General features: G+C 72.8%; 14 protein-coding genes. 6 read left to right on the forward strand and 8 right to left on the reverse strand.

Annotation, left to right across the window (positions count from 1 at the left end; all coding sequences use genetic code 11):
- Window positions 1–11 precede the first annotated feature (11 nt).
- The 3 genes from AB5J51_RS32800 to AB5J51_RS32810 form a co-directional block, all read right to left on the reverse strand.
- A complete protein-coding gene (locus tag AB5J51_RS32800; protein WP_053790198.1) occupies window positions 12–659 on the reverse strand; it encodes a cytochrome b/b6 domain-containing protein in 648 nt (215 codons plus the stop codon).
- Window positions 643–1,308 (reverse strand): molybdopterin-dependent oxidoreductase, encoded by a 666-nt coding sequence (locus tag AB5J51_RS32805; RefSeq protein WP_136222676.1) that lies wholly within the window; start codon window positions 1,306–1,308, stop codon window positions 643–645. The genes AB5J51_RS32800 and AB5J51_RS32805 overlap by 17 nt, the downstream gene beginning before the upstream one ends.
- Before the next feature lie 182 nt (window positions 1,309–1,490).
- Window positions 1,491–2,159, reverse strand: coding sequence for a DUF6445 family protein (locus tag AB5J51_RS32810; RefSeq protein WP_053790196.1), 669 nt, complete (start codon window positions 2,157–2,159; stop codon window positions 1,491–1,493).
- Between the two features lie 144 nt (window positions 2,160–2,303).
- Here AB5J51_RS32810 and AB5J51_RS32815 point away from each other — a divergent pair, with 144 nt between their 5' ends.
- Window positions 2,304–2,975: a DUF2278 family protein gene (locus tag AB5J51_RS32815; RefSeq protein WP_053790195.1), complete on the forward strand. Its 672-nt coding sequence runs from the start codon at window positions 2,304–2,306 to the stop codon at window positions 2,973–2,975.
- On the opposite strand, the gene AB5J51_RS32820 is transcribed toward AB5J51_RS32815, so the two are convergent.
- Window positions 2,972–3,373, reverse strand: coding sequence for an LPXTG cell wall anchor domain-containing protein (locus tag AB5J51_RS32820; RefSeq protein ID WP_136222425.1), 402 nt, complete (start codon window positions 3,371–3,373; stop codon window positions 2,972–2,974). The two genes, AB5J51_RS32815 and AB5J51_RS32820, sit on opposite strands and share 4 nt — an antisense overlap.
- Window positions 3,374–3,551: 178 nt before the next feature.
- On the opposite strand from AB5J51_RS32820, the gene AB5J51_RS32825 reads away from it, so the two are divergent.
- From AB5J51_RS32825 to AB5J51_RS32835, 3 genes are read left to right on the forward strand one after another with little or no spacing between them, the layout of a single operon-like run.
- A complete protein-coding gene (locus tag AB5J51_RS32825; protein WP_369779268.1) occupies window positions 3,552–4,799 on the forward strand; it encodes a histidine kinase in 1,248 nt (415 codons plus the stop codon).
- Entirely contained in the window at window positions 4,787–5,437 is a 651-nt protein-coding gene (locus AB5J51_RS32830; protein WP_369779269.1) for a response regulator, read from the forward strand. The genes AB5J51_RS32825 and AB5J51_RS32830 overlap by 13 nt, the downstream gene beginning before the upstream one ends.
- On the forward strand, window positions 5,434–6,252 hold the full coding sequence (locus AB5J51_RS32835; RefSeq protein WP_369779270.1) for a hypothetical protein: 819 nt from the start codon (window positions 5,434–5,436) through the stop codon (window positions 6,250–6,252). Before AB5J51_RS32830 ends, AB5J51_RS32835 begins: the two co-directional genes overlap by 4 nt.
- Before the next feature lie 69 nt (window positions 6,253–6,321).
- On the opposite strand, the gene AB5J51_RS32840 is transcribed toward AB5J51_RS32835, so the two are convergent.
- Together AB5J51_RS32840 and AB5J51_RS32845 are read right to left on the reverse strand one after the other, a co-directional pair.
- Complete coding sequence (locus tag AB5J51_RS32840; RefSeq protein ID WP_369779271.1) at window positions 6,322–7,152, reverse strand: hypothetical protein; 831 nt, start codon at window positions 7,150–7,152, stop codon at window positions 6,322–6,324.
- Window positions 7,152–8,429: a VWA domain-containing protein gene (locus AB5J51_RS32845; protein ID WP_053790189.1), complete on the reverse strand. Its 1,278-nt coding sequence runs from the start codon at window positions 8,427–8,429 to the stop codon at window positions 7,152–7,154. The genes AB5J51_RS32840 and AB5J51_RS32845 overlap by 1 nt, the downstream gene beginning before the upstream one ends.
- A gap of 151 nt (window positions 8,430–8,580) precedes the next feature.
- Here AB5J51_RS32845 and AB5J51_RS32850 point away from each other — a divergent pair, with 151 nt between their 5' ends.
- Window positions 8,581–8,859 carry a hypothetical protein gene (locus AB5J51_RS32850; protein ID WP_053790188.1) on the forward strand — a complete coding sequence of 93 codons (279 nt, stop codon included), beginning with the start codon at window positions 8,581–8,583 and terminating at the stop codon, window positions 8,857–8,859.
- A gap of 83 nt (window positions 8,860–8,942) precedes the next feature.
- On the opposite strand, the gene AB5J51_RS32855 is transcribed toward AB5J51_RS32850, so the two are convergent.
- Window positions 8,943–12,437, reverse strand: coding sequence for a M28 family peptidase (locus AB5J51_RS32855; RefSeq protein ID WP_369780349.1), 3,495 nt, complete (start codon window positions 12,435–12,437; stop codon window positions 8,943–8,945).
- Between the two features lie 157 nt (window positions 12,438–12,594).
- Here AB5J51_RS32855 and AB5J51_RS32860 point away from each other — a divergent pair, with 157 nt between their 5' ends.
- The gene (locus AB5J51_RS32860; RefSeq protein ID WP_053790186.1) at window positions 12,595–13,554 is read left to right on the forward strand and encodes a LysR family transcriptional regulator; all 960 of its coding nucleotides are present in this window, start codon (window positions 12,595–12,597) and stop codon (window positions 13,552–13,554) included.
- Window positions 13,555–13,582: 28 nt separating this feature from the next.
- Here AB5J51_RS32860 and AB5J51_RS32865 read toward each other — a convergent pair whose 3' ends face one another.
- Window positions 13,583–14,212: a TetR/AcrR family transcriptional regulator gene (locus AB5J51_RS32865; protein ID WP_053790185.1), complete on the reverse strand. Its 630-nt coding sequence runs from the start codon at window positions 14,210–14,212 to the stop codon at window positions 13,583–13,585.
- Window positions 14,213–14,305 lie beyond the last annotated feature (93 nt).

Raw genomic sequence — 14,305 nt, forward strand, 5'->3', positions numbered from 1 at the left:
GCCGGCCCCCCTCACTCCTCGGTCCGTCCGGGCTGCCACAGCGGGTGCTCGCGCTCGGCCCAGGCGCGGCCGACGGACCCGGTGCGCAGCCCGCGCCGGGCCTCGGGATCGGCCAGGGCCTTGCCGATGTGCGCGGCGAGCACGACGCCGACGGCGAGGGCCAGCCAGTCGTGGACGAAGGTGGCGGCCGTGCGCCGGCCGACCGGGACGAGACCGGTCCACCACATGAGCACGCCGGTGCCGGCCATCACCAGCACCGCCCCGGCCAGCCAGCCCGCGTACACCTTCTGCCCGGCGTTGAACTTCCCGGCGGGCCGCTCCGTCACGCGGTCGCGCCGCAAGGCGGCCCGCAGCCAGACCCGGTCGTGCGGCCCGAACCGGCCCAGGCGCCGCAGATCTGCGCGGAAGGCCCGCGAGGCGAGCCCCAGCAGGAACGGCACGACGAGCAGCAGCCCGGACCAGACGTGCACGGTGACGACGAGGTGGCGGCGGCCGACGAGTTCGGCCAGCGGTGGCAGGTACAGGCAGAGCGCCGTGGCGCCGCACAGGCCCATCAGCGCGGCGGTGGCCCGGTGGATCCACCGCTCGGCGCGGCTGAACCGGCGGACCCGCCCGGGGTGCGGGGCGCGCTCCGGCGCGGGCTCAGACCGTGGGGGCATCGTCACGTCCGTTCGACCGGCCGACCCAGGCGTCGACCTCGTAGCCGAGGCGCTCCCAGTAGCCCGGCTCGACGTCACGGGTGACGGTGATGCCGGAGAGCCACTTCGCCGATTTGTAGAAGTACATGGGGGCGACGTACAGCCGGACGGGACCGCCGTGGGAGTGGCTCAGCGGCTTGTCCTGCATGCGCAGCGCCACCATGACGTCGTCCCGGCGGGCCTGGGGGAGCGTGAGGCTCTCGGTGTACGTGCCGTCGAAGCAGCTGAACCGGATCGCCCGGGCCTCGGGGCGCACCCCGGCGGCGTCGAGCAGCCGCGCCAGCGGCACCCCTTCGAAGGGGGTGCCGGGAACCCGCCAGCCGGTGACGCACTGGACGTCCCGTACGACGCGGGTCTGCGGGAGCTGCTGCAGCGCGTCGAGGGTGTACGTCATGGGGCGGTCGACCAGGCCGTCGACGGTGAGCCGGTAGTTCTCGGGGCCGCGGCGGGGGACGGAGGAGGCCACCGAGTAGTAGCGGAACCCGCTGCCGTTCGGCAGCAGGCCGGTGAGGCCGGTGGGGTCCTTGTCGGCGGCAGCGCCGAGGAGGCCGTCGAAACCGCCCTGGAGGTACGGGGCGCCGACCAGTCCGGCCGCGCCGAGCCCGACCATCCCGAGGACCAGGCGGCGGCCGACCGGCGCGCCCTGACCGTCGGGGTCGGGCGGCGGTGGTGCGGGTACGGGTGCGGGTGCTGGGCTCACGGGCCGATTCGACCACCGCCGGCGCCCCCGCACCAGGCCCGGCGGCAGTCCGTCAGACTTCCGTCACACTTGTCCGCGTCCCGCGCCGCGGTCTATGCCTGCCAGAAGAAGACGGCCGTCATCCGCTTCTCCTCCAGGGTCTGCCCGAAGTACCCGGTGGCGCTGTGGATCAGGTTCGCGGAGTAGAGCAGCAGCCGGTTGGCGCGGTGGGGGACCCGTACGTCCTCGGTGAAGGAGTCGGGGGACACGAAGCGGGTGCCCAGCGCGTCGACCAGGTTGTTGTGCGGTGCGATCACCTGGTTGCCGCCCAGGGCGCCGCCGGGCAGGCTCTGGCGGTAGAAGCTCGTCCCGCAGTCCTTCGGGGCCTTCGGGTTGAGGTAGAGCACGGCGGCGTAGCGGCAGAGGGTCCGCGAATCGGTGTGCGGGCGCGGCTCGGACTCGCCCTCGCCGACGACCTGGACGCAGTTGTGGTTGAACGTGCCGCCGCCCGCGGGCCGTTCGGCCCAGATCCGCGGGGCGCCGGTCGACTTGCGCACCAGCCGTTCCACCAGGGCCAGTTCATCGGGCTCGAGACCCGGCATGGCGCGCAGCCCCGGCCAGCTCTCGGGCTTGTGCGGATAGCCCTCGGTCCAGTCGTCCTTGGCCAGGCAGCGCTCCCGTACGGCGTCCGGATCCGGCAGTACGTCGTCCAGCACCCAGTAGTCGCGCCCGCGGGTCGGCTTGCGGTACGGGAGGACGGGGAGGGGAGGAGGTAGGGGCATGGGAGGGACCGTAGCCACCGTGCCCGGGGCGGCTCGCTCCGGAGGCAGTCAACGTTCCGTCAAGTGTTCCCCATGGGTGCCGCGTCGGTACGGACACGCCCTGGGGCGTCCGCCGCCGGGCCGGCCGGGTGGTTCACTGGCGGGATGCCGCTCGAAAACTACGGAGTGCTGTCCGGAACCCTGCACCGCCACTTCCGCGACCGGCCCGACGACCAGGGCCGCTGGTTCCACGTCCATCTGGAGGTCGACACCCCCGGCGGCCGCTACGCGTGTGCCGTCGACGTGGACAGCAAGAACTCCGCGGTCGGGGTGCAGTGGAAGGTGTTCACCCTCCACGCCTCGGTGCTCGAACCCGTCGACTCGCCGTCGCCCGGGTACCACGACCTCGCCATGACCTCCGGATCGGGCGCGCTCGACTACCTCCGGCACCCTGCGCTCGCGGACCGCCCCGGCTGCCTCCTCGGTGGACACCCGCCGCACTGGTACCAGCGCATCCTGAACCGGCTGAGCCCGCCCCGGCCCTGGATCTCAGGCTCCTACCTGGAGGCCTCCGGGGCGCTGGAGCCGATCCTCGTGCCCGGCCGGCCGGTCCTGATCTTCGGCGAGCCCTTCGACGAGGGGCTCGGCATGCACAACATCCACCAGAACCAGGGCGACCCGTACGGCAGTCAGTGGTGGGCGGACAACGGCATCTGGCAGGACGGGGCCACGCTGACCCGGCGCCCGGACGGCCTCTTCGACGTGTTCATCTCCAGGTTCTCCACCCAGAAGGAACCCACCGACGCCGAGGGCCACCCGGTCCGGGCGCAGCCTTAGGGCTGGTGCGGGCGGCGGGCCGCCACCACCGCGCACACCGCCGCGAGCGGCAGTTCCGCGCCCACCGCCAGGACCAGGGCCGTCGCCCGGGCGCTGCCCGGAGCCGAGGTCGTCACGTCGAACCAGGCGTCCATCACCAGCAGAGCGGCCGTCGCCGCGGCGAGGGGCGCCGCGCGGGCATCGTGCCGCCTCAGCAGCAGGCCCGTACCGCCGAGTCCCGCGGCCAGCACGGCGTCCAGCCCGATCCAGGCGGTGGACCAGTTGGAGACCTCCGCGGTCTGCGGCAGCGTCTTCACCAGCACCGCCATCCACGGCAGGAGCGCCACTGCGGCTCCGCTGAGCAGTACGGCCGGCCAGGGCGTGCGGCGGGCGTGGAAGCGCGGGGCGACGAGGGTCATGGCGGTGGAGCTCCTTCCGGCCCCGGCGGTCCGTCCCCCGGGCACGGCGACCACTCTGGTCGCGCGGGAGGGCGAAATCAGTAGCGGCACTGTCCGGACCGGGGGTGGCACTGGCTGCACCCCCGGGCGGGCACCAGGGTGGTGGCACGGCTCTGACCAGTGCGATTACCGTACGGGCATGGGAATTTCCGGGGCGCTGCGGCGCACCACCGGCTGGATCGCCGCCCACGCTCCCTGGTCGGCGTGGGCCTGGCGCAGCACCGCCTTCCCCGTCGCCGGGATCCCGACGGCCCTGCCCGCCGCGGCCGCGCTCACCTGCGTGGTCGTGGCGCCGGGACGCGCGGTGGCCGCCCTGCTCGTGATGCTGCTCCTGAGCCCGCTGCTCACCCTGCTCCAGCGCAGCCGGTTCCGGGAGCTGGTGGAGCTGGAGATACCCGCCGTCGGGTACGCGCACCGGCCGTTGCACCCGCGCGGGCTGCTCGAACGGCTGCGCTCCGAGTCGACATGGCGGCAGTACGGGTACCACCTGCTCGTCAGCCCGCTCGCCGGGACCGGCGGGGCCCTGATCGTCCTCGCCTGGGCAGGCGGGATCGCCGGGGCCACCGTGTACGCCTGGTCGTGGCTGCTGCCCGTCGGGGACCGCGACCTGGGCTGGACCCAGGGCTACGACGTCGTCACCGTGCTGGGCGCCCTGCTCCTGGCGGCCACCCCCTGGGCGGCCGCCGCCCTGGCCCGGCTCGACGCCTTCGCCGCGGCCGCCCTCCTCGGACCCAACCGGGCCAAGGAGCTGGAGCGCCGCGTCGAAGACCTCGCCGAGAGCCGGGCCGGCGTCCTCGACGCCGCCGACCTCGAACGCCGCCGGATCGAACGCGACTTGCACGACGGCGCCCAGCAGCGCCTGGTCGCCCTCGCCATGAACCTCGGGATCGCCCGCGCCACGCTCACCGACCTGCCGCCCGAGGCGAAGGCCGTGATCGACGAGGCCCACCGCGAGGCCAAGGAGGCCATCGAGGAGCTCAACAGCCTGGTACGCGGCCTGCATCCGGCCGTCCTGGAGGACCGGGGACTCGACGCGGCCCTCTCCGGGATCGCGGCCCGGGCGCCCCTGCCCGTCGAACTGACCGTGGAACTGGCGGACCGGCCCGGTCCCACCGTCGAGGCGGTCGCCTACTTCGTCGTCTCCGAAGCCCTCGCCAACGTCGCCAAGCACGCCAAGGCCTCACGCTGCCGCGTGGAGGCCCGCCGGGACGCCGGCCTGCTGCGCATCACCGTCACCGACGACGGGGTGGGCGGCGCGGACCCGGCCCGCGGCACCGGGCTGGTGGGCCTGCGCAAACGCGTAGGGTCGGTCGACGGAACCATCCTGATCAACAGCCCCCACGGGGGCCCGACCGTCGTGACTGTGGAGCTGCCGTGCGGGCTGTGATCGCCGAGGATTCGGTGCTGCTGCGAATAGGGCTGGTCAAGGTCCTCGAAATGGCCGGATTCGAGGTGGCCGCCGAGACGGGGGACGCCGAGGCCCTGCTCGCCGCCGTTGCCGAACACCGGCCCGACCTGGCCCTGGTCGACGTCCGCATGCCGCCCGGCTTCACCGACGAGGGCGTGCGCGCCGCCCTGATGATCCGCCGGCAGTGGCCCGGGACCTCGGTGCTGCTGCTCTCCCAGTACGTGGAGGAGCGCTACGCCGCCGATCTGCTGGCCGACCGGACCGGGGGCATCGGCTACCTGCTCAAGCAACGGGTCGCCGACGTCGAGGAGTTCATCGACGCCCTCAAGCGCGTCGCGGCCGGCGGCACCGCGCTCGACCCGCAGGTCGTCTCGCAGCTGCTGCTGCGCCGCGGGGGCATCGACCCGTTGGAGCGGCTCACCCCGCGCGAGCGGGAGGTGCTCGCGCTGATGGCCGAGGGGCGTTCCAACGCGGGGATCGCGGCGCAGCTCGTCATCAGCGAGAGCGCGGTCGCCAAGCACATCAACAACATCCTCGCCAAGCTCGACCTGCCGCAGGCCGACGGCGACCACCGGCGGGTGCTGGCGGTGCTGCGCTTCCTGGACGGGACCTCGTGAGCGCAGGCGGCGGCGGAAGCGGTGAGACAGACGGCTGGCGTCCGCAGCGGGTGGCGTGGATCGTGGCCGCGGTCCTGAGCGCCGTCTTCGTCGTCGCCCCGGCCGCCCGGCAGGTCTGGGCGTACACGTCCACCGAGAGCGGGACGCTGAGCGGAGGCAGCGGCGAACGGCCGGTGGCCGCCGTGGAGATCGATGCGGGCGGCGCCGACGTACGCGTCACCCCCCGCTCCGACCGGCAGGTGGCCTACCGGGCCGAGGTGCGCTGGTCGCTGACCGCTCCGGAGATCGAGGAGAGCTGGCTCGGCGACACCCTGAAGCTGACGCCGCGCTGCCCGGCGGTCGGGGCCGTCGTGGAATCGGGCCTCGGCTGCTCGGTCGACCTGGGCGTCACCGTGCCCGCCGGCATTCCGGTGAAGGTGAGCGCGGGCTCCGGCACGGTGGACATCAGCGGGCTGGCCGGCGCCGTCGATGCCGAGGTCGGTGCCGGCCGGCTCCGGCTGACCGCGCTGCGCGGACCGCTGCGGGCGAGCGTCGGCTCCGGCTCGCTCGAAGCCTCGGGGCTCAGCTCGCCGCAGGCCGACCTCCGGGCCGGGGCGGGTTCGGCCGTCGCCCGCTTCGCCGCCCCGCCGCAGCAGGTCACCGCCCGGGCGGGCGCGGGCCACCTCCGGCTCACCGTGCCCGCGGCCACCCGGTTCCGGGTCACGGACCGGGCGGGGACGGGCCGCTGCGACGTCGCCCCCGGTATGCACGACCCCGCAGCGCCGGGCCGGCTGGACATCTCGGCGGACTCGGGCCGCGCCGAGGCGGCCTACTGAGAGCCGTGCCCCCACGGGTCCACGCCGAACGGCGGCGGCCACGGCCGGGTGCCGTGGCCGCCGGGGCGGTCATGCGTGGGGCGGGACCCGGGTGGGGCGGCCCCTGCCGCGGGTGAGGGAGTACCCGAAGATGCCGGCGAGGGCGCCGAGCAGTCCGCCCGCCGCGGTCCAGACCCAGCGGTCGGACCAGCGGCCGCCGGACCAGCCGTCGGCCGGCTCGCCGACCGCCGCGGGCTGCGGCTTCGCCGAACTCCCCGAGGCCGCCTGGGCGGTCTTGCCGATGCCGGGTACGAGCGGCGCCGCCAGGGCGCCGTCCACCGCGTAGGCGCCTCCCGTGTCCCGGGTGACGGCCTCGACCTCGGCCCGTACCGGAAGACCGAGGTCCTCCTCCGCCACGCCGACGACCGTCAGGCGGACGTAGTAGCTGCCGGGGAGCGGGTCGTTGGCCCAGGGCTCGGCTCCCGGGCGGACGGTGCGCAGGGTGCAGGAGAGCTCGACCGAGGCGGCCTCCTTGGCCGCCGCGGCCTGCTGCGTGCCGTACGTGCACGCCTGGCGGCGGCGCAGCCCGTCGTAGACGTCGAGCTGCCAGGTCGAGGCGCCGTGCCGGTTCGCCGCCGGAGGCAGCTTCACCGTGGCCTTGACCGTGGCCCGCTGCCCCGAGTCCAGCGGGACCACCCAGTAGAGGTAGTCACCGGTGGACGCGTCGGCCGTGGCCCGCTGGCCCGGCTGGATCGCCGTGGCGGTACGGAACGCGGTGCCCGCCTCGGTCGGCCCGGACGCCTTGCCGCCGGAGCTCGGGCTCGCGCTCGCCGACGGGGTGTCCGCCGCGGCCGCGGCGGCCAGGCCGAGCACACCGCCGACGGCGAGGGCTGCGGCGGTCAGTATGCGTACGGTACGCATCAGTTGGTCCTCCAGACCGAGATACGCCAGCGGGAGATCCAGCCCCACAGCAGACCGGCGACGAGACCGGCGAGCACCAGCACGCCGAGCAGCCACCAGCCGCGGCCGAGGCCGAACGCCGCCGCGTCGGACGCGTCGTCGGGCCCGTCGACCACGTCGATGGTGAGCTCGACGGGCAGGCCCGGGGTGGTCTTGACCGAGGCGGGCGCCGAGAAGGAGTTGCTGATCTGCAGACAGACGGTCTCCACCGCCGCCTTGCCGTCCTCGTCGGTGTCCGAGTCGAGCTCGGCCTTCGGGTAGCGCAGGCCGGCGGAGATCATGTCGGTGCGTCCGTCGCCCGCCTCCGAGCCGCGGACGATCTCCCGCCCGTGCACGGTCGTCGCACGCAGCATGACACCGTAGTCGTTGTTGACGGCGCGGTCGGCGGCGATGCTCACCGAAGCGCGCAGCTCCTGGCCGGGCTTGACGTCCACCCGGTACCAGCGGTGCTCGCCGAACGTCTCACGGTCGGTGTAGAGGCCCGGGCCGAGCTGCGGGGCGCCCGCGCACTGCTTGGCCCCCTCGGTCGCCACCGGGGTGACGACCGGGGTGGCCGCGCGGTCCACCAGCTGCTTGACGCGGCCGGAGAGCTCGGCGGTGTGCTGAACGGAGGTGTAGGTGCCGCCGGTTGCCTCGGCGATGCAGATCAGCTGGTTGCGCGTCTTGGCGTCCGGGACGAGCCCGAGCGTGTCGATGACCAGGTGGATGCCCTGGGCCGCGATGTCCCGCGCCACCTCGCACGGGTCGAGCGGGGCGCAGGTGTCCTCGCCGTCGGTGATGAGCACGATCCGCCGGGTCGCGTTGCCGCCCTTGAGGTCCTCGGCCGCGCCCAGCAGGGCGGGCCCGATGGGCGTCCAGCCGGTGGGGGCCAGGGTGGCAACCGCCGTCTTCGCCTCGGTCCGGTCGAGCTTGCCGACCGGGTAGAGCTGCTTGGTGTCCTTGCAGCCGAGCTGCCGGTCGTCACCGGGATAGGTGGCCCCGAGGGTCCGTATCCCGAGCTGTACCTCGTCCGGCGTGGCGTCCAGCACCTCGTTGAAGGCCTGCTTGGCCGCGGCCATCCGCGACTTGCCGTCGATGTCGGTCGCCCGCATCGAGCCGCTGACGTCGAGGACCAGCTCGACCTTGGGGGACTCCTTCGCCACCGGTTCGCCGGCGGCGGCATTCGCCGGGAAGAGCCCGACCGCCAGAGTGGCCAACAGGCCACAGGCCCCGGCCGCCACCCATTTTCTTGTGATCATCGCCGGATCGTATTGAGGATCCACCCCCAAACCAAAACGCTCCGGGGAACCCTGCCCGCCCCGGCGGTGCGGTGGCCGACCTGCTGCCGGCGGCGGCCGCGGTTACGCTGGACGGGGGGCCGGTTGGCAGTGCCCCGACGGAGGCGATCTCATGAGACGACGCCATCATTTCCACATCGATCATGCGGGGCACTCCGTCAGCGCCACCGTCGAGACCGGCCACCACGTCGAGGTGGAGATCCTGGTCGACGGCAAGGAGACCGGACACGGCACCACGCACCACGACCGGCCCGTCACCGTGCAGGTGGAGCTGCCGACCGAGCCGCCGATGCCGGTGTCCGTCCGCGCGACACCCGGTCCCGGCCTGCCGCGCTGCGTCCTCGAGGCCCCGGACGCCGACCCCCAGGTCATGTCCCCGCGCCACTACTGACGCCCTACGGCGACGCGGCCGAGCGGCACGCCCCCGGCCGTGAAGCCGGGGAACATGCCGCTCGGGAGGGGATCAGGCGGGCGTCAGCTCGCCTGGAGGGTGACGTCGTCCACGACGAAGGAGGTCTGGAGGGACTGGTCCTCCACGCCCTGGAACTTCAGGGTGACGGTCTGGCCGGCGAACCGGGACACGTCGTAGCTCTTGAGCACGTAGCCCGGGGCCGCGTCCAGGTTGGACAGGGTCTCCAGGGTCTGGCCGCCCACCGAGACGGTGAACCGGTCGTAGGCCACGTTCTCGTCCTCGTCGGTGTCGATGTGCAGGTAGAACGCGAGCCGCGCCGTGGCGCAGCCGGCGGGCAGGGACAGCGACTGGGAGGCGCTGTCCGTGTGGGAGGTGCCGTAGCCGGTCAGCCACGCCATGTACGAGCCGCTGTGCGAGACCTGGCCGGACTGGTTGGTGATGACGCCGGCCGTGGCGGTCCACGGGCTGCTGCCGCTCTCGAAGCCGCCGTTGACCACGACCTGCTTCGGGGTGCACGTACCCCCGCCGCCGACGGTCAGGGTGTAGGTGGTGCTGTGGGCGACCGTGCCCGTACCGGTGACGGTCAGGGTGTAGGTGCCCTGCGCCGTGCCCGCACCGATCTGGACGGTGAGCGTGGAGGAGCTGCCGGACTGCACGGACGTCGGGCTGAGCGTCGCCGTCACGCCGGACGGGGCGCCGGAGACCGACAGGGCGAGCGTCTGGGGGCTGCCGCTGACGGTGGCGGTGTTCACCGTGGAGGTGACGCTGGTGCCCGGGTCGGCGGAGCCGGCGGCCGGGGAGGTGCTGATCGAGAAGTCCTGCGCCGGGGTGTCGCCGCCGACGGCCTGCTTCCAGATCGCGTAGGCGACTCCGTCGGCGCTGCGGTCCAGCACCGTCGCGTTGATGTTGCCGGTCGTGTCGCAGGAGCTGTGGTAGCAGGAGTCGTACGCCGCGTTCGCGGTGCCGCCCCACTTCGAGGCCTGCGCCGAGGTCTTGCGGGCGCTGGCCCCGGCCGCGTAGCCGGAGGTGGGGATGCCGCCCTGCTGGAAGGAGTAGTCGTCACTGCGGCCCTGGCCCTCGGTGTTCTCCTCGGGGGCGAGGTTGAGCGAGGTCCAGTACGCCTTCAGCGGTGCTGCGGTCGTGGAGTTGACGTTGTTGATGAAGTAGCCGCCGTTGGGCGAGCCGACCATGTCGAAGTTGTAGTAGCCCTTGATGGCTGCCTTCTCGGCGCTGCTGAGCCGGCCCACGTAGAACTCCGAGCCGTTCAGGCCCTGCTCCTCGTCGGTCCACCAGGCGAACCGCACGTGCTTGGTCATGGTCGGGTTCTTCTGCGCGAGGACGAGCGCGTTCTCCAGCAGGGTCGCCGAGCCCGATCCGTTGTCGTTGATGCCCGGGCCCGCCGAGACGCTGTCGAGGTGGGAGCCGAACATGACGGTCTGGTCGGCCGGTCCGCCGGGCCAGTCCGCGATCAGGTTGTTGGACGGGTAGGTGCAGGAGGTGCAGTTCTGCTCGGTGACGGTGAAGCCGGCCGCCTGCAGCTTGCCCTTGATGTACGCCACGGACTGGGTGTAACCGGCGCTGCCGGCCCGGCGGTTGCCGCCGTTCTGCGAGGCGATGGTGTTCAGCTGGGTGAGGTGGGCCTGGACGTTGGCCACGTTGATGTTCGGCGGGTCGGTCCCGGGCTGGGTGCTGCCGACGTTGAGGGCGTAGTCGACGGTGTGCGCGAGGCTCGGTCCCTGGCCCTTGACCGTGACGGTGGAGGCCCCCGGCGCCGCGTTGGACGTGGCGGAGAGGGTCAGCGTCGAGGACTGGCCGGACTGCACGGTGGCCGGGTTGAAGGACGCGGTCACTCCGGACGGCAGTCCGGTGGCCGTGAGGGTCACCTGCTGCGCCTGTCCGGTGGTGGTGTTGGTGGTCACGGTGGTGGTGACCGAGGCGCCCTGCTGGACGGTGCCCGACGCCGGGTTCAGCGCCATCGAGAAGTCGTCGTTCTGGCCGCTCGGGGTACAGGTCGGGTCGCCGGACTGGGCGGGCACGCTGATCGCGTCCCAGGCGGCCTTGGTCCTGGTGAACAGGTTGCAGGTCGTCGGGTCGAGCGACTTGGCGGAGCTGAGGGTCGCCGTCCGGTACTTCTTGTAGGACATGCTGCTGGTCTTGAGGAGCATGCCGCCGTAGAAGATCTTACCGGCGTTCTGCACGCCCACGCCGGTGACCGTGGACTGGTTGCAGGTGGGGCTGTTCGGCTTGCCGCCGCCCGGGCTGCTGCCCTCGGCCAGCAGGTAGAACCAGTGGTTCAGCGGACCCGCGGCCTTGTGCACCTCGGTGCCGGGTATCGCGGAGCTGTAGCAGGCCGGGTCGTTGTTGACGGCCGGCGGGTTGTACATGTTCCGGATCGGCCCGTTGCCCTGGAGGTTGATCATCTCGCCGACGGTGTAGTCCGGAGTGTCGTACGGGGCCGGCTCGTTGGCGTACGCCTCGGTCAGCGCGCCGAAGATGTCGCCGGTGGCCTCGCCGAGCCCGGACTCCTGGCCGCTGGTGCCGCCGGGGGTGTTGGAGTCGATGGCGTGCCCGTACTCGTGGCCCACCACGTCGATCCCGGCGATCCACTCGTTGGCGCTGTTGCGCCCGATGGTGACCGAGCTGCCGTCCCAGTAGGCGTTGAGGTCGCTCAGGCCCACCTTGCCCGGGAAGCTGCTGCCGTTGCCGTTGACGCCGTTGCGGCCCAGCCACTGGCTCAGCATGTCCCACTGCTTCTGGGCGGCGAACATGAGGTCCGTACAGCCGGTTTCCTTGGACGTCGCGTTGCCCGTGCCCCAGGAGTCCGAGGACTTCGTGAACACGGTGCCGGTGCTGTAGTCCGCGCAGCTCAACCCGGGCCGGTTCGGGTCGCGCAGCGAGTACGAGCCGCCCGAGGCGGTGGTGGAGATGGTGAGCGGGTTCGGACCGTTCCACTTGCTGGTGCCGCTGCCGGCCACGACCTCGTCGTGGCGGTCGACGACCTTGCCGGTGCGGGCGTCGACGAAGACGTGCAGTTTGCTGGGCGCGGTCCTGGTGTTGCCGGAGAGGACGGTCTCCCAGGCCAGGACCGGCTTGTCGTCCTTGATCTTGACGACGAGCCGGCTGCCCTGCACCTTGTCGACCTTCGCCAGCTCGGCGCGCGAGGTGGCCTCGGCCGACTTCGCGGTGACGGAGGGGGTGGTCGCCACGTCGATCACGGTGGAGGTGGCCGACTGGAGGGCGCGGACGTGCCCTTCGCCGTCGGCGAGGACGACCGCGTCGCCGCCGACGACCGGCAGGCCGCGGTAGCTGCGCTCGTAGGAGACGGAGTACAGGTCCTGTACCCAGGGGGTGACCAGGCGCCGTTCGTACTGCTGCTGGGGTGAGTTGACCAGGGTGTCGAGACCGCTGCGGACCGCCGCGTCGGCGGCGGCGACCGCGCGCTCGGCGGACTTGGCCTGCGGGGAGGGTGCGGACTGGGCCTGTGCCGAGGCCGATGCTGCGGTGGCCAGCGTGCCGGCGAGGCTCGCGGTCAGCGCCATGGCCGCCACGGAAGCCATCCATCTGGTGGGCTGCAAGAGTCCACTCCGATCGTGTGGGGGGTGCGGCTGGGTGTTGGCGCCGAGTATGGGCGTGGACATGGCGAGATTGGGACATCTCTGCGCGCATAAGACCCGCGTTATGGTGCCGTGGGGTCACGCTGCGTAAGCTGCCGGAATGCAGCTGGAGTTGAGGCATCTGCAAGCCGTGTGCCAGATAGCGGAGTCCGGCAGTCTGGGCGGCGCGGCCCGCCGGCTGGGGGTCTCCCAGCCCGCGCTCTCCGCGCAGTTGCGCAGGATCGAACGGGTCACGGGCGGCGAGCTCTTCGTTCGCGGTAGGCACGGCGTGGAACCCACTCCGCTGGGCCAGTTCGTCCTGGCCAAGGCGCGCCGCGTGCTCACCGAGATGGAAACCCTCGGTGCCGAGACCCGCGCCATGGCGACCGACGCCCCGCTGCGGCTCGGCTGCATCCTGCTCGTCCTGATCGACGGCCTGCTCACGCGGACGGACCTGACCCTGTCCGGGCGGGAGATCACCGTGGACGTGGAGCACTCGGTGACCGCGCTCGTACGGATGCTCGGCGCGGGCCGGTACGACGTCATCGTCTACGGCGAGGTGAACGACCACGAGGTCGCGCTGCCCCAGGGGGTCCTGGCCCGGACCCTGGTGCCCAAGGAGCCGTTCTGCATCCGGATGTCGACCCGGCACCCCCTGGCGGGGCGCGAGGTCCTGGACCTCGCCGAACTGGCCGACGAGCAGTGGATGACCCTGGTGGAGGACGACGACGGCGGCCCCGAAGCCCTGGTCGAGGCCTGCGCGAAGGCCGGCTTCGTCCCGTCCCTGCGCTACCGGATCACCGACCGCAAGATGCGCCACGACCTGGTGGCGGCGGGCCGGGCCATCTCCCTCACCCAGCCCACGGCCCCCGCGGTGGAGGGCACCGTGATGCGCCCGTTGCTCGGCACCCCGATCACGGGCCGCATCCGCCTCGCATGGAACCGCTCGTCGGTCTCCGCCGGACAGGCGGACACCCTCTACCGCGCGGCGGCCGGCGCGTACCTGGCCAACGTGGACAACAACCCCTTCCACCGCACCTGGTGGAACGCCCACCCGGAGTCCCACCCGGTCCTCGGGTGAGGGTCGGGGCCCGTTGCGGCCGGTGCCCTCAGACGGGGGCGCCGGCGGCGTGCGGGCGGAGCCGCTCGGCGTGGACCAGTCCCGCGACGTGGTCGGTGACCATGTCGAGGATCTCCGCCGCCGCGGCGGCGTCGCCGAGCACGAGGAAGTTCAGGGTCAGCCCGTCCGTCATCGCCGCCAGATAGCGGGCCAGTACGGGGACGGGGACGCGGAGTTCGAACTCCATGCCGAGCCGGACCTGCTCGATGAGCTCGGCGTACGTCGCGCAGTACAGCTCGTACTGGCGCCGGGCCAGATGCTCGAACCCCGGCTCGCGCAGGGCGTACTGCGTGAGCTCGTACGTCAGCATGTGCTCGGCGGGATGGGCGCAGACGTGGTCCCAGTACGCCTGGAAGCCGGCCCGGACGGTCTCCCGGAGGGTGGTGCGGGGCCGGATGGCCTCCTTCACCACCGTCAGGTAGTGCTCGGTGATCGTCTCGATGACGGATTCGAGCAGCGCCTGCTTGGAGTCGAAGCAGTAGTGGAAGACGCTCAGCGACACGCCCGCCTCGGCGGCGATGGAGCGGGTCGTCGTCCTGGGGACGCCGTCGCGGGTCATCGCGCGGATCGCGGCCTCGGTCAGCTGCCGGCGCCGCTGCGCCAACGGCATCCGTGCCATGCGGATTCTGTTCCCTTCGTTCGCGTACTGCGGCGGACGGCCGGGGCCGGCCGGATCGCAGGATCCGATCCGACCGGCCCCGGCCGCCGCCCC

The sequence above is a fragment of the Streptomyces sp. R33 genome, assembly GCF_041200175.1.
GTDB lineage: Bacteria > Actinomycetota > Actinomycetes > Streptomycetales > Streptomycetaceae > Streptomyces > Streptomyces katrae_B.